Origin of the sequence: Streptomyces sp. NPDC056503 (assembly GCF_042794995.1) — a bacterium.
Lineage (GTDB): Bacteria > Actinomycetota > Actinomycetes > Streptomycetales > Streptomycetaceae > Streptomyces.
The window spans coordinates 62,952-79,943 of the sequence record NZ_JBHTST010000021.1; the positions used below are offsets into that span (position 1 = coordinate 62,952).

Here is a 16,992-nt window from a genome sequence, read left to right on the forward strand (position 1 = left end):
CGGATCCGTCCGGCCCGACCCGCCCACCGCGCCCGGCCGCACCCCAGCGGCCGGGCGCGGCGTCGCATCCGATTGCGGTGGCTCCACGGGATCTGTGAACATCCTGTGAGCAAATCGGCGGCGGCACCCCCTTGAACTGCGGTGATGCAGTGTCGGACGATGCTCTTCCCCCTTGCTGCAACTAGTAGTTGGGCGGGGCGCGTCTCCGCGTTCACCCACGAACGTGGCGCGGGCACGCGATGGAACGGGGCAATGGGGGAGAACGGTTACGCATGAGGACAATCAACTCACCGCTGAGAAACGCGGTGCAGGCGTACAACCATTCCGGGGGAACACGAGTCAAACAGGCGTGGCAGACGTACTCGACATTCCCGCGCTCTCCCCGCTCCGCGGGGTCCGCACGGCCGTGCTCCCCCTGTGGAGCCCCGGCGCCGTCGGCGCGCCCGGCCGTGGCACCGCGGTCCGTCCGCTCGGGCGTCCGCGCCCGCACGACGGCCCTCCGGTGACCACCGCCGTGACCACCGAATCCCGCGCGAGAGTCAGCGGCATCCCCACGCCGCGCAAGGCTGCCGACAGCGCCGTCACCGGCACCGGCACCACCGTCGACCACCTCACCGAGACCTACCGCGCCCACTACCGGTCGCTCCTCGGTCTCGCCGCCCTCCTGCTCGACGACACCGCCTCCTGCGAGGACGTCGTCCAGGAGGCCTTCATCCGCGTCCACTCGGCCCGCCGGCGCGTCCGCGACCCCGAGAAGACCCTCGCCTACCTGCGCCAGACCGTGGTCAACCTCTCCCGGTCCGCGCTGCGCCGCCGCATCCTCGGCCTCAAGCTGCTGTCCAAGCCGATGCCGGACATGGCCAGCGCCGAGGAGGGGGCGTACGACCAGCTGGAGCGCGACGACCTCATCAAGGCGATGAAGGGCCTCCAGCGCCGCCAGCGCGAGGTCCTCGTCCTGCGCTACTTCGCCGACATGACGGAGGCCCAGGTCGCCGAGACCCTCGGGATCTCGCTCGGCTCCGTCAAGGCGTACGGTTCCCGGGGCATCGCCGCCCTCCGCGTCGTCATGGAGGCCAAGGCATGAGCCGCGAGGACGACGTGACGCGGGAGGAGCCCGACGAGCGCGGTGAGGGCGAGGAGCGCCACGACCCCGACGAACGCAGCGGACGCGACGCCGGACAGGCACGCGTCGGACGTGACGAGCTGAGTGGACGACTGATGATGGACTTCGAGCCCGGCCCCGGCGAGGACGAGGGGGAGGACGAGCTCGCGCTGCGCCGGCTGTTCCACGGCGCCGTCTCGGGCCTCGAACCGTCCACCGCGTCCCTCGACCACCTGCGCCGCGCCGTCCCCGCCCGCCGCGCCCGCAAGCGGCAGGCGCTCGTCGGCGCCGCCGCCGCGGTGGTCCTCCTCGGCACCGCCGTCCCCGCCTTCATCCACGTCGCCGGCTCCCCGGGGCTCACCACCGCCAACCCGGCCCTCGCCGGCCACGGCGAGCAGGCCCAGGGCGGCACCGGCGCCGAGGCCGAGGGCGACGACCCCGCCGCCACCAAGGCGCCCTCCGTCAAGGTCTCGTCCACCACCGGCCCCACCCAGGGCGCCACCGACAAGGGCGAGGCCAAGCCCGACCCCAAGGGCAGCCGGACCGGGTCCGGTTCCGGCGCGGGCTCCGGCTCCGGCTCCGGCTCGGGCTCCGGCTCCGTGCCGATCTGCGGCTCCGGGGCGCTTCAGTCGGGCGGCGGCTACAACAGCGGCCCCGACTCCACCGGTGTCTTCTACGGCGGCTTCACCGTCGTCAACGGCTCCGGCGCGACCTGCCGGCTCGAAGGGTCCGGCCTGGTCGGCGTCGCGGCGAGCGGCGACGTGGACCCGAACCGGATCGGCGTCGTCCGGCACACCAGCGGCGACCCGGCGTCCGGCCTCCCCGACCCCTCCACGGAGTCCTCCTCGGTGGTGCTCAAGCCGGGCGGCTCGTACCAGCTGAAGTTCGCCTGGGTGCCGTCCGAGAGCTGCTCGACCGACGGCGGCGGCGCCACCCCGACGCCGACCGAGCCCACCCAGGTCCCCACCGAGCCGACGCCCACGCCGACCGAGCCCACCCAGGTCCCGACCGAGCCGACGCCCACCGCCACCGGCGGCGGCGAAGGCGCCGACGCCGGCGGTGCCGAGGCCGGCGGCGGAACGGGCACGGGCACCGGCACGGACTCCGGCCTGACCACCCAGCTGCTGCGCGCCGAACCGGCCCAGGGCAGCGTCTCCGTCAGCTACACCGCGGAGCCCGGCGACCCGACCGTCACCACGGTCCTCGAAGGCGCCTGCGCCGGCACGGTCTACCGGACGGGGATGTTCAAGGGCTGAGAGCCCGCACGGACGCCGAAGGGGCCGGGGGAGGACTTTCCCCCCGGCCCCTTCGCCGTACGTGCCGCACGGCCCCGTCAGTGGTCCGCCAGGCCCAGCGCCTCGTCCCGGGCCGCCTCCGCCTCCCGGCGCAGCAGCCGGAACCACATGAAGACCACGAAGCCGGCGAAGACGAACCACTCGGCGGTGTAGCCGAGGTTCTGGAAGGCCTTGGCGTCCAGGCCCGTGCCCGCCGCCGCGGCCGCCGGCACCGGCGTGAGCCCGGCGGGCGAGTCGGCGAGGGTGACCCAGGCGTCGTACACGTCGTCCTCGACGACGTTCACCAGCGAGGCCGCGCTGATCATGCCGAGCTGCCCCTCGGGCAGCCCGCCCGCCGCCCGCACGCCCTTCGTGCCCTGGTTCTCCGAGGCCTGGAGCGCGCCCACGACCGTCACCTCGCCGGACGGCGGCGCCGGGGCCTGCGCCCCCGCGGGCAGCCAGCCCCGGACGACCGGCAGCGACCGCCCCGCGTCGGTCCGCAACAGCGTCAGCACGTACGAGCCGGACCGCCCGTCCAGCTCGCGGTCCGGCACCAGGAACTGCTCCCCGTACCGTCCCCGCGCCTCCGTGGCGAGGCCCGAGGTCTCCTTGTCCACCGGCAGCAGCGACGCCAGCGGCTCGGCCCCCCGCGGGCTCGCGGCGGGCTTCCGCTCGGCCTCCTGGTGGGAGTCGACGCGATCCTCGAACTTGCCCAGCTGCCAGGTCCCCATGAAGACGCAGAACGGGATGGCCAGCAGGACGAAGAGATTGATCCCCCACCAGCGGGGGGTCCTCAGGAACCGGTACACGCCCCCCACGGTACGGGGGCGGGCCCGCGCTCCCTTCAGGAGGGCCCGGCCCCGGGCCCCGGCCCTGTCCGCGCCGCCGGCCCTGCCCGCGCTCCCGGCCCCGTCCCCCTGTCCCCTCCGCCCGTCCCCCCCTGGCCCCCTGCCTCCCGGATCACGCCACGAGTCCGGCCTCCCGCCCGAAGGACAGGGGTCAGCCGCGGGTGTCCGGCCGGAGCCGGATCACCGCCCGTCCGCCCGTGAGGTCCACCGTCGTCCGGTGCGGCGGTGCGCCGTCCTCCTCGTCGTCACGGAGCAGCAGGGCGCTCCGGCGCTCCTTCAGCTCGCTCTGCTTCCCGGGCGAGAAGGTGGCGTGCAGCTGCTCGAAACCGGTCGAGGAGACCGTGCCCCGCCGCTTCCCGCGACCCGTCATGCGCAGGAACTGGTCGGCGAAGGCGATCACCGTCAACAGGATGACCAGCCCCGGAAGCGTCACGAACACGGCGAACTCCATGCCCCCCAGGAGACCACGTCACCCCGCGGCCCCGGAAGGGACGGGACGGGCGGGTGGGAGGGTGGGCCTACGCCTCCGGGCGGACGTGGTGCATGCGGCGGCCGTCGGGACCCAGCACCTGCGCCCCGATCTTGTACGTGCGCAGGCTGACCGCCGTCCCCGTGATCCGCAGCGCCGGCGCGGCCCGGACGAGCCCCGCCGTGATCTCGTGCAGCTCCTCGACCGATCCCAGCCACATCGCCAGCGCCAGGTTGTGCGGCCCGGTCACCGAGGTGATCACCTGGGTGCGCCGCACCCGGGTCAGCGCCGCCACCGTCGCCGCCTCGTCCTGCGGCGCCACCTGCGCCGTCACCATGGCCCACACCGGGCGCCCGGAGAAGCGGGGCGCCGGCTGGCAGTGGTGGTGGAGCGCGCCGCCCGCCACCAGGACGTCCAGCCTGCGCCGTACCGTCGACTCGCTCGTGCCGCACTGCCGGGCCAGCTCGGCGGCGCTCCGGCGGGCGTCGCCGGCCAGCTCCGCGACGAGCCGCCGGTCCAGGTCCGTCACCTGGGGGGCCTGGGCGGCGACACGCGCGCGTGGCCCCTCCCGCCGCTCCAGGGCGCCGACCTCGGTGAGGAGCCGGGCCTGCGCGGGGGTGAGCTGCTCCAGCCGGGCGCGGTAGGGGCGGTTGTGCATCCGCGTGACGACCTGGGTGCGGGCCCGCAGCACGCCGGGCAGCCGGCGCACCCGGCCGGTGACGTACGCGTCGAGGGCGGGCAGGTCCGGCGCGATCAGCAGCAGGACCAGGTCGGCGCCGCCGGTCACCGCGTGCACGCCCAGGGTGCGGGGGTCGCCGGACAGCTCGATCGCGATGGCCTCGGCGGTGTCGGCGGTGCACTCCAGCTCGACCCACCCGTACAGCGCGGACTCGCCGCCGCGCCGGGCGATGAGCAGCGAGGTCCAGGCGTAGCCGCCGGCGGTGAGGTGCTCCCAGCGGCGCGCGAGGGTGTCGGGACCGGCCCCGAGGACGGTGGACAGCTGGGTCCAGCTCGCTCTGGGTACGATCTGGAGTGCGTGGATCAGTGACATATCCGCCTCTCCCAGGACGGATTCCCCGGTCCGCATTTTCCTCCTTGGCCGATCCCCGGAAAACCTTGGTCATGGGTCCGGGATCACCCCAGGATGTGGACCAGGGCATATGCATTCAAGCCGCCTCGGCGCCCTTTGGCCACGAAAACGGCCAAAAGTCACAGTGACGACATTCGACGGGGGCGGCAGCCGGAGAGCGGGGACGCGCGGGGGATGGCGACCATGGGGCGAGTGGCGGGAGAACCGCCCGAGTACGAGGTGCTGTGGGGCGAGCCGGTCGGGTCCGGCCAACTCGCCGCAGCCGAGGAGGGGTACGCGGCCGCCGGGCCCGCCGAGCGGCTGCTCTGGGAGCGGCTCTCCGTCTTCGAGGGCGCCTTCGACCTGCGGGCCGTGGAGGAGGTCTGCGGGTACGGGGCGCTGACCGCCGCGGACCTGGGCGCCGTGCTCGACCGGCTGGCGCCGCTGGCGCTGCTGCCGGTGGACGACCTGTTCGACGGGGAGGACGGCGGGCCGCGCCACTGGATGCCGCACGCGATGCGGGCCGTCGGCGCCCGCCGGCTCACCGCCCGGGGCGATCGCTGGATCGTGGTCCTGCACCACCGCAGGTGGTGCGTACAGGTCGCCCGGCGGGCCGCCGAGTGGTGGCAGCGGGGCCGGCAGCTGGACGCCCGGGACCTGGCGCTGCGCGAACTCCCGGACCTGGTGGCCGCCATGGACCCGACGACGGCACCGCTCGCACCCGGCGACGAGGCGGGCTCGGCCCTGGAGGTCGCGGTCTCGCTGTGGTTCCTGTGGGTCTCCTGCGGGCGGGTCGCCGAGGGGCGGACCCGGCTGCGGCACGCCCTGGCGCTGCACCAGGGCCCGCCGTCCGCCCGCGCGTTGTGGCTGGCCGCCTTCCTGGAGCTGGAGTCGGGGCGCCCCGAGGACGCCGACCCGCTCCTCGTGCAGGCATGGGCGAGCGCCGTACGGGACGGGGACGAGCGCTGCCTGGGGCTCCTGGCCCACCTGCGCGGCGCCATCGCCCTCTACCAGGGCCGGATCCGGGCGGCGGCGGGCGAGTTCCGTGAGGCGCTGGCACAGATCGGGGACGTACCCGACTTCGGCCCGACCCGGGAGGCCTGCTGGGCGGCGCTCGCGCTCTGCTACAGCCGCACCGACCCGGAGGCCGCGCAGGAGGCGCTGGACCAGCTGGAGCTGGACGGGGCGGGGCGGCGGACCTGGGCGGGCCGTGACCTCTTCGCCGACGCCTGGGCCGACCACGCCCGGGCCGAACTCCTCGCCTGGGACGGGGAGCGGACCAGGGCCGCCGAGCACGCCCGCCGGGCGCTGCGCGAGCACCTGCGGCTCGGCTCCGCCGTGGGCGCGGCCTGCGCGGCCGAACTCCTCGCCCGGGTGCGGCTGCTCGACGGCCGCCCCGACCAGGCGGCCCATCTCCTGGGCGCCGTCGACCTCTTGCGCACCTCCGTCTTCGACACCTCCTACCGGCCGGGGCGGTACTGCGCGGTCTCCCGGGCCCGCAGCGACGAGACGCTGCGGACGCTCCTCGACGATCCCGAGTTGCAGGAGGCGTACGAAGAGGGCGCGCGGCGAGGCCTGTTCATGCTCTCCCGGGAGCGATGACGGGCTTTCTACGGGCTTTCTGACGAGCTCGCCGACGGGGATCGGTGACGGGCTCATCGACGGGCTCGGTGACGGGCTCACCGACGGGCTCGGTGACGGGCTCATCGACGGGCTCACCGACGGGCTCATCGACGGGCTCGGTGACGAGCTTTCCGGCGAGCTCGGTGACGAGCTCGGTGATGGGTTCGGTGACGTGAGCGGTGAACGGCGTCGTCACCCGCGAGGGTGTGGACGGAAGCGCCGCCGAGGAGTCGTCCACAGCTTCGTCCGCGGTCTCCTCGGGCGGGGGACGGGCTGCCTACGATGACGGCATGATCGCTTTCGCGGTGTCCGCCCTGTTCCTCCTCCTCTTCGGGGTCGGTGTACTGCGCGACCGCCGCCGCTTCGGGAACGCGGTGTACCTCGGTCTCGCCGTCACCTTCCTCGGCCTCGGTCTGCTCTCGGCCGTCGACGACCTGCCCCACGGCCTCACGGAGACGGTCCTCGTCCTCCTCCTGCTGGTGCTGGGCCTGGGTCCGGTGGTCCTCGCGGTGCTGCTGTGCGCCAACGGCGTCACGATGGTCCGCAAGGAGGGCAGAAGCCTGGCCAATCTGCTCTCGCTCCTCGCCGGCCTCGGCATCCTCGGTGTGCTCGGGCTGATGGCGGTCGCGGTCCTCACCCACTCCCGGGTCCTCGGCGTCGTCGCCGTCACCCTGCTGCTCGTCCTCGGGTACGTCTCCTTCCTCTTCCTCTGCTTCGTGGGATACGCGTTCCTGTACGGCCGGATGAGACTGCGCCGCGACGCCGGCTTCGTGGTGGTCCTCGGCTCCGGGCTGATCGGCGGGCGGCGGGTGCCGCCGCTCCTCGCGAGCCGGCTCGACCGGGGCCGGGAGGTGTACGAGCGGCTGGCCGCGCGCGGCCAGGACGGGCCGCCGTTCCTGATCGCCTCGGGTGGCCAGGGCCCGGACGAGGAGCTGCCGGAGTCCCACGCCATGGCCGCCTACCTGGTGGAGCGGGGGTTCCCCGAGGACCGGGTGCTCCGCGAGGACCGCTCCCGGAGCACCGAGGAGAACCTGCTGTTCAGCAAGGAGCTGATGGACGCGGAGCGGCCGGGCGCGGGCTGCGTGATCGTCACCAACGACTTCCACGCCCTCCGTGCCGCCCTGCTGGCCCGCAAGGCGGGGGTGGACGGCCAGGTGGTGGGCTCGCCGACCGCCGCGTACTTCTGGCCGAGCGCCACCATCCGCGAGTTCGCCGCGGTCTTCCTGGAGCACCGGGCGGTCAACCTGACCGTCTGCGCGGTCCTGGTCGCCGTCGGCTGCCTGGGGCTCGCCGTCACGGGGTGACGCCCGGCGGGGGAGGGGAGGGGCGGGGGGAGGGGGAGGGAGGGGGAGGCCCCCCAGGGCCCCCGGAACGGCGTCGGAGGGGCGGGGCGGGCCCTCCGTCCCTACGCTGGAGGGACGGAGGTGTCCGAGGGCGCTGTGAGGAGGCGTCCGGGATCCTTCCGCGGAGGTGACCCCATGAGGCGACGCCACCATTTCCACATCGACTACCGGGGGCATTCGGTCTCGGCGACCGTGGAGACCGGACTGCGGCCCGTGGTCGAGGTGCTCGTCGACGGCAAGGAGACCGGTCACGCGACGATCCGGGACGACGGTCCGCTGGTCGTCCCGATCGAGCTGCCGACGGACCCGCCGACGCCGGCGACGGTGCGCGCCACTTCGGGTCCGGGCGTCCCCCGCTGTCTCCTGATCGCCGAGGGGGACCTCGACTCGCACGTCATGGCACCACGGCTGTACTGACGCCGGACGCCGGAGGCGGGACGGGCAGGCGACGGGCAGGCCCGGCCAGGGCAGTCAGGACAGGCAGGCAGGTCAGGACAGGCAGGCAGGTCAGGACAGGCAGGACGGGTGGTACGGCCCGGTCAGGAGAGCCAGGCCATGCCGATGAAGAGGAAGACGACGAAGGCGACGATCCCGGCGACGGCGGCCGTCTTACGGGGCCGCCGGCGGGACAGCTCGGCGAGCGCGCCCCCGGTGGAGCCGGAGGCCCCGGCCCGCTCGGGCGCCCGTCGCCGGGATCCGCCCGCCACCGGGGCGGACGCGGCCGTCGGGCCGGGAGACGGCGTCCGCGCACCGGACGTGTGCGCACCGGACGCGCGCGGACCCGACGTACGCGGACTCGACGTACGCGGGGCGGGCATGGTGGCCGGCGAGGGCACGGGCGCCGTGTGCGCGGGCGGGGTGTGGGAAGGCGCGGTGTGGGAAGGCGGGGTGTGGGAAGGCGGGGTGTGGACGGCCCCGGGCATGGCGGCGGCCGCGGGCCGGGGCGCGTACTCCCGCCAGGCGCCGGAGCCGAACCAGTCGGCGATGGCCTGCGCCGGCGGACGCTGCTCGGGCTGCTTGGCCAGCAGGCTCAGCAGATACGCCTCGAAGGCGGGCGTGAGGACCACGCCGAGCCGGCTCGGCGGGGTCGGGGCGCTGTCGATGTGCTGGTACAGCAGCGCGGTCGCGGTGTCCGCGCGGAAGGGCGGGTGGCCGGTCAGCAGCTGGTAGAGCACGCAGCCGAGCGAGTACACGTCCGAGGCGGGGGAGGCGGGTTTGCCGAGGGCCCGCTCCGGGGCCAGGTAGAGGCCGGTGCCGACGATCTGCCCGGTCGTCGTCAGCCCGGCCGAGGGGTCGTCGACGAAGCGGGCGATGCCGAAGTCGGCCAGCTTGACCGTGCCCTCGGCGTCCATGAGGAGGTTGCCGGGCTTGATGTCGCGGTGGACCACGCCCTGCCGGTGGGCGGCGGCGAGGCCGGCGGCGGCGTGCGCGGCGACGACGGCGACCCGCTCGGCGGGCAGCACCAGGGGCTGGGCGGGGGAGGAGCCGAGGCTGTCGCCCTCGACCAGCTCCATCACCAGGAAGAGCTTGCCGTCCCAGGTGCCGAAGTCGAAGACGCCGACGACGTGCGGGTGGCTGAGCCGGGCGGCGGTCTGCGCCTCCAGGCGGAAGCGGTCGGCGCCCGAGGGGTCGGTGGACTGCGCCAGCATCAGCTTCACGGCGACGGCACGACCGAGGACCTCGTCGGTGGCCTGCCACACCTCGCCCATGCCGCCACGGCCGATGCACCCGTGAAGCCGATATCGGTCCGCGACCAGCACCAGGAGACGCCCTTTCGACAATCGATCACTTGACGGCAGAGGACCAGGGTAGAGCCGCCGCATGTGCGTGCTCGCCGCGCTCCCCCCGAAGCGGAACCACGGAGGTGCCGCGAGGGAACGCGACGGAACCGCGACGGAACCGTGCCGGAACCACGGAGGCGCCGCGACGGAACCGCCGTGCAACCGCCGCCGTACGCACGGACGTCAGGGAGGGCCCCGGGGGTTCCGGAAGTCCGGCGTTTCCCGCTGCCGAGGCCGCCCGGGTTCCTTCCTGGTTCCGTCCTGGTTCCCGGAGGGTGAACAATGGGTGCCGTGGGGCCGGCGGGAGCCGGCCCGTACGTGAGACCCGACCCCGACCTGGAACGGAGTGGACCGTGGCGCGACCGAGAGTGGGCGTGGCGGTACTGACGATGGGCACCCGCCCCGCCGAGTTGGGCGCGCTGCTCGACTCGGTGGCGATGCAGGACGAGCCCCCCGCCCGGGTCGTCGTGGTCGGCAACGGCACGGGCTCGCTGCCCGCGCTCCCCGAGGGCGTCACCGGCGTGGAGCTGACCGAGAACCGCGGGGTCACCGGCGGCCGGAACGTGGCCATCGACACCCTCCGCTCCTTCGGTGACGTGGACGTCCTCGTCGACCTCGACGACGACGGCCTGCTGGTCGACACGGACGTCTTCCGCCGCTTGGTGGACCTGTACGAGACCGAGCCGAAGCTCGGCGTCGTCTCCTTCCGGATCGCCGACGAGACGGGCGAGACGCAGCGCCGCCACATCCCCCGGCTCGGCGCCAAGGACCCGATGCGGGGCGGCGAGGTCACCACCTTCCTCGGGGGCGGCCACGGCCTGTCGATGCCGATGCTCGACCGGATCGGCGGCTGGCCGGAGGACTTCTTCTTCGCGCACGAGGAGACCGACCTGGCCTGGCGCGCCCTCGACGCGGGCTGGCGGATCCGGTACGCGCCCGAGCTGCTGCTCCAGCACCCGAAGACCAGCCCGGCCCGGCACGACGTCTACTACCGGATGACCGCCCGCAACCGCGTGTGGCTGGCCAAGCGGAACCTCCCGGCCCTGCTGGTCCCGCTCTACCTGGCGGTCTGGGTCCTCCTCACGGTGGCCCGCACCCGCTCGGTGCGCGGCCTGCGTTCCTGGTTCGCCGGCTTCGCGGAGGGCCTGAAGGCGCCGGCCGGGCCGCGCCGCCCGATGCGCTGGTCGACGGTGTTCCGCATGACGCGACTGGGCCGCCCGCCGATCATCTGACGGCCCCGGCCCCGGCCCCGGCCCCGGCCCCGGCCCCGGCCCCGGCCCCGGCCCCGGCCCCGGCCCCGGCCCGCCGGTCCCGCCTGCCGGTCATCCGGCGCGACCGGCGCGACCGGCCACCGGGAGGTCGAGGAGGAAGTCCTCGACGGCGTCCGACCAGGCCTCCGGGTCCTCCCAGAACGGCAGGTGCCCGGTGGGGAGTTCGGCGGTGCGGGCGCCCGGTACGGCGGCGGCGACCGCGCGTTGCCGGGCGGGCGGGACGAGCGGGTCCTCCGCGGTGACCACGACGAGCGCCGGCACCGCGATCCGCCCGAGGTCCTCGCGTACGTCGATCCGCCCGGCGAGCTCCAGATGCGCCGGGGTCCCGGCGGGCGGGGCGGGCGCGAGCATCAGCATGGCCCGCAGCCGGACCGGGTCGGTCGCCTCCATGAACGTCCCGCCGAGCCCCGTCAGCGCCAGGTGCTCGGCCAGCAGCCGGTGCCGCCCGCTCTCGTGGAGGCCCCGCCAGACGGCGAGGCCCAGCCGCATCCGGTGGTCGGGGTACGCGAACGGCGCGGTCAGCACCAGGGCGGTGACCCGCTCCGGATGCCGGGCCGCGAGCCGTACGGCCAGCGGGGCGCCGAGCGAGTACCCGCAGACGGCGAAGGCGCCGACCCCGGCGGCGTCCGCGGCGGCCACGAACCCGTCCACGGCCTCGTCGGCCCCGATCCCGACCCGGTCGGGCAACCGGCCCCGTACGTAACGGAATCGGTCGCCGAGCCGGCGCGTCAGCCCGCCGAAGTGGCTTTCGGCGCTTCCCCCGGCCCCGTGGATCAGCAGCAGTCCCGTCACTCCGACTCCCCTTCCGTGGAAACGAATCGGCCCCGCCCCTGCCTATCACGGCGGGAGCGGGGCCACGGTGGTCCGAGTCGGGTCGTCCGGGGTCAGTCGGTGATCTCGACCTTCCCGTTCACCGGCGGGGCGACCGGGGGACCGGCCGAGGGGGCGGCCGGGACGGCCTTGCTCGTGAACCCCTGGAGGAGGGCGGCCAGGTCGACCCCCGTGGTGGAGGAGAGGAGTTCCACGCCCTGGGCGACGTTGTCCGTCACGGTACGGGTCAGCCGGCTCGCGCCGTCCGTGGAGATGACGGTCATCTTGTCCACGGCGGCCAGCGGCTCCGACGCCTTGGCCACGACCTGCGGCAGGACCTCCACCAGCATCTGGAGCACGGCCGCGTCGCCGTACCGCTCGAACGCGTCGGCCCGCTTGTGCATGGCCTCCGCCTCGGCGGCGCCCTTCGCCGCGATGGCACCGGCCTCCGCGTCGCCCTCCAGACGGACGGCCTCCGCGATGGCCGCGCGCCGGGCCCGCTCGGCCTCGCCGCGCTTGGCGCCCTCGATGGCCTCGGCCTCCGCCAGGGCCTGGCGGCGCTGCTTCTCTCCCTCACCGGTGAGCCGGGCCCGCTCGGCCTCGGCCTCGGCCGCCGCGATGGCCGCCATCCGCTCGGCCTCGGCCTGCTTCACCCGGGCGGTGCGCTGTGCCTCGGCCTGCTGCTCGGCCTCGTACCGCTTGGCGTCGGCCGGCTTGCGGACCTGGGTGTCGAGCTGGCGGTCGGTGAGCGCGGCCTGCCGGGCGGCGACCTTCTCCTGCTCGGCGAGGATGTCCTGCTGGCGGGCGGCCTCGGCGAGCGGTCCCGCGGCGTTGGCCTGGGCGGCGGCCTCGTCGGTCTGCGCCTTGATCTCGGCCTGCTTCAGGTACAGGGTCCGCTGGGCGACCGCGATCTCCTCCTCGGCCTTCAGCCGGGCCTGCTCGGCGGCGCGCCGGGCCTCGGCCTCGGCGATGTCGGCCTCCTGCTTGGCGCGGGCGGCCTCGGGCCGGCCCAGGTCCTCCAGGTAGGAGCCCTCGGTGCTGATGTCCTGGATCTGGAAGGCGTCGAGGACCAGGCCCTGCCCGGAGAGGCTCGCCTCGGCCTCCTCGGCGACCTGCCCGGCGAAGGCGGCCCGGTCGCGGATGATGTCCTCGACCGACATCCGGCCGACGATGGACCGCAGCGCGCCGGAGAGCACCTCCTGGGTGAAGCCGACGATGCCGTCCTGCTGCATGAGGAAGCGCTGGGCGGCGGCGCGGATGGAGTCCTCGGTGCCGCCGACCTTGACGATGGCGACGCCCTCCAGGTTGGCCTTCACGCCCCGCAGGGTGACGGCGCCGCGGACGGCGATCGGGATGTGCCGGCTGGAGAGGTCGAGGGTGAACTTCTGCTGCACGAACGGCACGACGAAGACGCCGCCGCCGACGACGACCTTCTGGCCGCTGTTGTCGGTGTAGACGCGGCCGGTCGTCGGATCGGTGGCCTTCTGGCCGCGTCGGCCGGTGATGATGAACGCCTCGCTGGGTCCCGCGACCTTGTAGCGGGTGACGACGGCGAGGCCGAGCAGGACGAGGAGGACGACGATGCCCACCACGGCGATCAGGACAGGGCTCATGGAGAACCCCCCTTCGGTCGGTTCGGTCGGTGACGAGAAGAGTGGATCCGGCAGTCGGTGGCCGGAGGCCGACGGTCAGCGGGCAGCGGTCAGCGTTCGACGGGCCGCACGAGGACGGAGGTCGCCGAGAGGACCGACTCGACCCAGACCTCGGTGCCGCGGGGGACGGGCCGGTCCGCCCGCGCCGCGTACTTCACGGGCTGGCCGGCCAGGTGGAGCAGTACCTCGCCGTAGCCGTCCGCCGGGACGGCGGTGACCACCGATCCGGTGCTGCCGGTGAGGTCCGTGCCGCGTGGCGCGGGCGCGCCGGTGTCGCGCAGCAGGGCCCGGCTGAACCGCCAGGTCGCCCACCCCACGCCGATCCCGGCGACCGCGCCGGCGCCGGTGGCGGTCCCCGCTCCCGCGCCGGTCGTGCCGAGCACGAGCGCCCCCGTGAAGCCGAGTGCCGAGAGGAAGCCGGCGACCACCGGCAGGGACAGGAGCCCGTCGAGCGCTCCGAAGCCGTCGAAGAGCCCTTCGAGGACCCCGTCGAAGACCAGGCTGAGGACGAGGAGCAGCAGCCCCCCGATGCCGAGACCGAGAAACCAGACCATGTCCCCGCTCCTTCGGCTGCCGTGTCCTGTCGGCGGTCCTGCCGACGGCCCGGTCGGGGCCGGTCGGCGCCGGTCGGCCTTCTGCCGACCGGCGGGCCGATGACCCGGCCGACTTCCGGCCGACTGTCCGGCCGACCGCCCTGCCCGCCGTCCGAAGGATCGTTTCATCGCGAGGCTCACCCGCGCATTGCCGGAGACCGGCAATCTTTACGCGTTCTTGATGCCGTCCGGAAACGGACGGTTCACAGCTCCTCGTCCGGCCAGCCCAGCAGCCGCGCCCCGATCGCGGCGGTCTGGAGCGTGTACCGCTGGGTCGGGTCGCCGGGGTCGGCGCCGGTGAGCCGGTGGATGCGGTCGAGCCGGTACGTGACCGCCCGCACGCTCAGCGCGAGCCGGCGGGCGGCCTCGGTGGTGACGCACCCCGCGTCGAAGTAGGCGTGCAGGGTGTCGAGCAGCGGCCGCGGGCCGCCCCGGGCGGTGGCGAGCGGGCCGAGCACGGTCCCGACGAGGTCGGCCATGGCCTGCCGGTCCCGTCCGAGGACCGGGTAGACGAGCAGGTCGGCGGCGTACAGCACGGGCCCGTCCAGGCCGACGCGGCCGGCGAGGTCGAGGGCGCCGAGCGCCTCCTCGTACGAGTGGACGACGCCGCCGGCACCGGGGTGCGCGCGCCCGATCGCGACGAGGCTGTCGTCGGCGGTCGCGTACGTCTGCTTGGCGAAGTGGGCGAGGACCTCGGGCTCGTCGGCCGGGGCGACGCAGATCAGCCGCCCGTCCTTGGTGGTGAGGAGGATCCGCCGGGTGCCGAAGCGGGCGAGCAGCGAGGACTCCACGCTCCGCGAGACCGGCGCCCCGTCCCCGAACGGCTCGGGCGCCTGGGCGACGGCCACCGCGTGCGCGTGCGAGAGCAGCAGCCCGAACCGCTCGGCCCGCTCGGCGAGGCGTCCCAGGTCGCTGCGCCCGTACAGCAGGTCGTCGACGAACTCCCGCCGTGCGGCCTCCTCCTGGCGCACCGCCAGCTTCTGCGCCCGTTCGTGCCCCTCGGCGAAGGCGTCGACGGACTGCTCGACGGCGGCGAGCAGCAGGTCGGGGTCGGTCTCCCGGGGCAGCCCGCCCCGCGCGGCCCGCGCGGCGGCGAGATGGGCCCGTACGAGTGCCCGCAGCCCGATTCCCGCCTCGGCCGCCCGCTCGCCCCGGGCGCGCAGCCCCTCCAGCTCCTCCCGGCTCGGCCGCCGGCCGGTGGCGCACACCCCGGCCAGGATGTCGGCGTACCCGTCGAGGTACGTCTCGTACGGCTCCGTCATGGTCGGCCCCGCCCTCTTCCGGCCCCGGAAACGACTCAGGGCCCGACCCGCTTTCGCGGATCAGGCCCTGAACCTCTGGCTGTCGGGGTGGCGGGATTTGAACCCACGACCTCTTCGTCCCGAACGAAGCGCGCTGCCAAGCTGCGCTACACCCCGATGTCGCTGCTTTGTTCTTCACGTCGCGGCGACATCGATTACTTTAGCCCACCCGCGCCCAGAGACGAAATCCGGTTACGGCGCCCCGCCACCGCAGGTCGGAGGCGGTCCTCCTGGACGCGGTCGATCGTGGCCCCGGTCACCGCGGCGAGGGCGATCAGGGCGCGGAAGGCGGCGGCGAAACGATGCGGTATGGCCTTCGCGGTACGGGGGCGGGTGTGCCCCCGTACGGAGGTCAGGCGCGTGCCGTCAGGGTGAGCAGCGTCGCCTCGGGCGGGCAGGCGAAGCGGACCGGGGTGAACCGGTTGGTGCCGCAGCCGGCCGAGACGTGCAGGTAGGAGGTGTGGCCGCCGGCGGTGTGGGTGGAGAGGCCCTTCACCCGGTCGGTGTCGAGGTCGCAGTTGGTGACGAGGGCCCCGTAGAAGGGGACGCACAGCTGCCCGCCGTGGGTGTGCCCGGCGAGCACCAGCTCGTAGCCGTCGGCGGTGAAGGCGTCGAGGGCGCGCAGGTACGGGGCGTGGACGATGCCCAGGGAGAAGTCGGCCGAGGCGTCGGGGCCGCCGGCCACCCGCTCGTACCGGTCCCGCTTGATGTGCGGGTCGTCGAGGCCGGTGAAGGCCAGGTCGGCCTGGGGGAGCTTGAGCCGCCCGCGGGTGTTGGTGAGGTCCACCCAGCCGGCCGCGTCGAAGGCCTCCTTGATCTCCTCCCACGGGTTGTGCACGGCGCCGACGACCGGCTTGTTGCCGTTGAGCCCGTGGCGGCCCTGGACCTTCTCCAGGAGGTAGCGGCCGGGGTTGCGGAAGCGGGGGCCGTAGTAGTCGTTGGAGCCGAAGACGTAGACGCCGGGGAACTCCATGAGCGGCCCCAGCGAGTCGAGCAGCTCGGGCACGGCGCCGGTGTCGGAGAGGTTGTCGCCGGTGTTGACCACGAAGTCCGGGCGGAGCCCGGCGAGCTTCTGCAGCCAGGCACGCTTCTTGTCCTGTCCGCACACCATGTGGACGTCGGAGACCTGGAGGATCCGCAGGTCGTCCATGCCCGGTGGCAGGACGGGGACGGTGACCCGGCGGAGCCGGAACGAGCGGGCTTCGAAGCCCGCCGCGTAGACGAGTCCGGCCGCGGCCGTGGCCGCGACGCCTGCCGTGATCTTCAGGGGGATCCCGTACCGTGCGCGCATTCCCCCATCGTTCCAGACCCGCGGGGTGGAAATGGACGGGCGGTACGCCGGGAGCACCTGCCACACTTGACGCCATGACCACGCTCAAGGCACGACTGAAGGACGACCTCAACACCGCGATCAAGGCCCGCGACGAACTGCGCTCCTCGACCCTGCGGCTGACCATCGCCGCGATCACCAAGGAGGAGGTCGCGGGCAAGACCAAGCGCGAGCTCTCCGAGGACGAGGTGCAGAAGGTGATCGCCAAGGAGGCGAAGAAGCGGCGCGAGGCCGCGGACGCCTTCGAGCAGGGCGGTCGCGCGGAGTCGGCCGAGCGCGAGCGGGCGGAGGGCGTGATCCTCGACGCGTACCTGCCGAAGCAGCTCTCCGACGAGGAGCTGGACGGCATCGTCGCCGCCGCCGTCGAGGAGGCGAAGGCCGCCGGCGCCGAGGGGCCGCGCGCCATGGGAGCCGTCATGAAGATCGTGAACCCGAAGGTGGCCGGGCAGGCCGACGGCGGCCGTGTCGCCGCCGCGGTGAAGAAGCTGCTCGCGGGCTGAGGCCCTTCCGGGACGTAGGAGAAGGG

Annotated in this window: 17 protein-coding genes and 1 tRNA gene; 7 read left to right on the forward strand and 11 right to left on the reverse strand. The window is 74.4% G+C overall.

Going from position 1 to position 16,992, the window contains the following annotated elements; genetic code table 11:
* Positions 1 to 349 precede the first annotated feature (349 nt).
* A complete protein-coding gene (locus ACFQ8C_RS09245) occupies positions 350 to 1,084 on the forward strand; it encodes a SigE family RNA polymerase sigma factor (RefSeq protein ID WP_383453888.1) in 735 nt (244 codons plus the stop codon).
* Positions 1,081 to 2,358 carry a hypothetical protein gene (locus ACFQ8C_RS09250; protein WP_383453890.1) on the forward strand — a complete coding sequence of 426 codons (1,278 nt, stop codon included), beginning with the start codon at positions 1,081 to 1,083 and terminating at the stop codon, positions 2,356 to 2,358. Before ACFQ8C_RS09245 ends, ACFQ8C_RS09250 begins: the two co-directional genes overlap by 4 nt.
* Positions 2,359 to 2,435: 77 nt before the next feature.
* Here the strand turns inward: ACFQ8C_RS09250 and ACFQ8C_RS09255 are convergent, their stop codons facing one another.
* The 3 genes from ACFQ8C_RS09255 to ACFQ8C_RS09265 form a co-directional block, all read right to left on the reverse strand.
* Entirely contained in the window at positions 2,436 to 3,185 is a 750-nt protein-coding gene (locus ACFQ8C_RS09255) for an SURF1 family protein (RefSeq protein WP_383453893.1), read from the reverse strand.
* Positions 3,186 to 3,375: 190 nt separating this feature from the next.
* On the reverse strand, positions 3,376 to 3,675 hold the full coding sequence (locus ACFQ8C_RS09260; RefSeq protein ID WP_383453895.1) for a DUF6191 domain-containing protein: 300 nt from the start codon (positions 3,673 to 3,675) through the stop codon (positions 3,376 to 3,378).
* 67 nt (positions 3,676 to 3,742) lie between these two features.
* Positions 3,743 to 4,744 carry an Lrp/AsnC family transcriptional regulator gene (locus tag ACFQ8C_RS09265; protein WP_383453898.1) on the reverse strand — a complete coding sequence of 334 codons (1,002 nt, stop codon included), beginning with the start codon at positions 4,742 to 4,744 and terminating at the stop codon, positions 3,743 to 3,745.
* A gap of 231 nt (positions 4,745 to 4,975) precedes the next feature.
* Here ACFQ8C_RS09265 and ACFQ8C_RS09270 point away from each other — a divergent pair, with 231 nt between their 5' ends.
* Positions 4,976 to 6,364 (forward strand): tetratricopeptide repeat protein, encoded by a 1,389-nt coding sequence (locus tag ACFQ8C_RS09270; protein ID WP_383453901.1) that lies wholly within the window; start codon positions 4,976 to 4,978, stop codon positions 6,362 to 6,364.
* Here the strand turns inward: ACFQ8C_RS09270 and ACFQ8C_RS09275 are convergent.
* Positions 6,342 to 6,581 (reverse strand): hypothetical protein, encoded by a 240-nt coding sequence (locus ACFQ8C_RS09275; RefSeq protein ID WP_383453903.1) that lies wholly within the window; start codon positions 6,579 to 6,581, stop codon positions 6,342 to 6,344. The two genes, ACFQ8C_RS09270 and ACFQ8C_RS09275, sit on opposite strands and share 23 nt — an antisense overlap.
* A gap of 94 nt (positions 6,582 to 6,675) precedes the next feature.
* Here ACFQ8C_RS09275 and ACFQ8C_RS09280 point away from each other — a divergent pair, with 94 nt between their 5' ends.
* Together ACFQ8C_RS09280 and ACFQ8C_RS09285 are read left to right on the forward strand one after the other, a co-directional pair.
* A complete protein-coding gene (locus ACFQ8C_RS09280) occupies positions 6,676 to 7,689 on the forward strand; it encodes a YdcF family protein (RefSeq protein ID WP_383453905.1) in 1,014 nt (337 codons plus the stop codon).
* Positions 7,690 to 7,863: 174 nt separating this feature from the next.
* Positions 7,864 to 8,145, forward strand: coding sequence for a hypothetical protein (locus ACFQ8C_RS09285; RefSeq protein ID WP_383453907.1), 282 nt, complete (start codon positions 7,864 to 7,866; stop codon positions 8,143 to 8,145).
* Between the two features lie 122 nt (positions 8,146 to 8,267).
* On the opposite strand, the gene ACFQ8C_RS09290 is transcribed toward ACFQ8C_RS09285, so the two are convergent.
* Positions 8,268 to 9,488 (reverse strand): protein kinase, encoded by a 1,221-nt coding sequence (locus ACFQ8C_RS09290; RefSeq protein ID WP_383453910.1) that lies wholly within the window; start codon positions 9,486 to 9,488, stop codon positions 8,268 to 8,270.
* A gap of 374 nt (positions 9,489 to 9,862) precedes the next feature.
* Between ACFQ8C_RS09290 and ACFQ8C_RS09295 the strand changes: the two genes are divergently transcribed.
* The gene (locus ACFQ8C_RS09295) at positions 9,863 to 10,741 is read left to right on the forward strand and encodes a glycosyltransferase family 2 protein (protein ID WP_383453911.1); all 879 of its coding nucleotides are present in this window, start codon (positions 9,863 to 9,865) and stop codon (positions 10,739 to 10,741) included.
* 90 nt (positions 10,742 to 10,831) lie between these two features.
* On the opposite strand, the gene ACFQ8C_RS09300 is transcribed toward ACFQ8C_RS09295, so the two are convergent.
* The 6 genes from ACFQ8C_RS09300 to ACFQ8C_RS09325 form a co-directional block, all read right to left on the reverse strand.
* Entirely contained in the window at positions 10,832 to 11,572 is a 741-nt protein-coding gene (locus ACFQ8C_RS09300) for an alpha/beta fold hydrolase (RefSeq protein WP_383453913.1), read from the reverse strand.
* A gap of 92 nt (positions 11,573 to 11,664) precedes the next feature.
* Complete coding sequence (locus ACFQ8C_RS09305; RefSeq protein WP_383453916.1) at positions 11,665 to 13,203, reverse strand: SPFH domain-containing protein; 1,539 nt, start codon at positions 13,201 to 13,203, stop codon at positions 11,665 to 11,667.
* 89 nt (positions 13,204 to 13,292) lie between these two features.
* Complete coding sequence (locus ACFQ8C_RS09310; protein WP_383453919.1) at positions 13,293 to 13,796, reverse strand: hypothetical protein; 504 nt, start codon at positions 13,794 to 13,796, stop codon at positions 13,293 to 13,295.
* 242 nt (positions 13,797 to 14,038) lie between these two features.
* Complete coding sequence (locus ACFQ8C_RS09315; RefSeq protein ID WP_383453922.1) at positions 14,039 to 15,097, reverse strand: PucR family transcriptional regulator; 1,059 nt, start codon at positions 15,095 to 15,097, stop codon at positions 14,039 to 14,041.
* Positions 15,098 to 15,179: 82 nt separating this feature from the next.
* Positions 15,180 to 15,253, reverse strand: a tRNA-Pro gene (locus tag ACFQ8C_RS09320).
* Positions 15,254 to 15,488: 235 nt separating this feature from the next.
* Positions 15,489 to 16,427 (reverse strand): metallophosphoesterase, encoded by a 939-nt coding sequence (locus ACFQ8C_RS09325; protein WP_383453924.1) that lies wholly within the window; start codon positions 16,425 to 16,427, stop codon positions 15,489 to 15,491.
* A 74-nt stretch (positions 16,428 to 16,501) separates the two neighbouring features.
* On the opposite strand from ACFQ8C_RS09325, the gene ACFQ8C_RS09330 reads away from it, so the two are divergent.
* Positions 16,502 to 16,966, forward strand: a complete 465-nt coding sequence (locus ACFQ8C_RS09330) for a GatB/YqeY domain-containing protein (protein ID WP_383453927.1) — start codon at positions 16,502 to 16,504, stop codon at positions 16,964 to 16,966.
* The last annotated feature ends 26 nt before the right edge of the window (positions 16,967 to 16,992 follow it).

Bases quoted from the DNA above. Each gene is read 5' to 3' on its own strand.
- ACFQ8C_RS09260 (WP_383453895.1), bottom strand. From the start codon at position 3,675: ATGGAGTTCGCCGTGTTCGTGACGCTTCCGGGGCTGGTCATCCTGTTG.
- ACFQ8C_RS09310 (WP_383453919.1), bottom strand. From the start codon at position 13,796: ATGGTCTGGTTTCTCGGTCTCGGCATCGGGGGGCTGCTGCTCCTCGTC.
- ACFQ8C_RS09280 (WP_383453905.1), top strand. From the start codon at position 6,676: ATGATCGCTTTCGCGGTGTCCGCCCTGTTCCTCCTCCTCTTCGGGGTC.
- ACFQ8C_RS09285 (WP_383453907.1), top strand. From the start codon at position 7,864: ATGAGGCGACGCCACCATTTCCACATCGACTACCGGGGGCATTCGGTC.
- ACFQ8C_RS09330 (WP_383453927.1), top strand. From the start codon at position 16,502: ATGACCACGCTCAAGGCACGACTGAAGGACGACCTCAACACCGCGATC.
- ACFQ8C_RS09315 (WP_383453922.1), bottom strand. From the start codon at position 15,097: ATGACGGAGCCGTACGAGACGTACCTCGACGGGTACGCCGACATCCTG.
- ACFQ8C_RS09325 (WP_383453924.1), bottom strand. From the start codon at position 16,427: ATGCGCGCACGGTACGGGATCCCCCTGAAGATCACGGCAGGCGTCGCG.
- ACFQ8C_RS09305 (WP_383453916.1), bottom strand. From the start codon at position 13,203: ATGAGCCCTGTCCTGATCGCCGTGGTGGGCATCGTCGTCCTCCTCGTC.
- ACFQ8C_RS09265 (WP_383453898.1), bottom strand. From the start codon at position 4,744: ATGTCACTGATCCACGCACTCCAGATCGTACCCAGAGCGAGCTGGACC.
- ACFQ8C_RS09250 (WP_383453890.1), top strand. From the start codon at position 1,081: ATGAGCCGCGAGGACGACGTGACGCGGGAGGAGCCCGACGAGCGCGGT.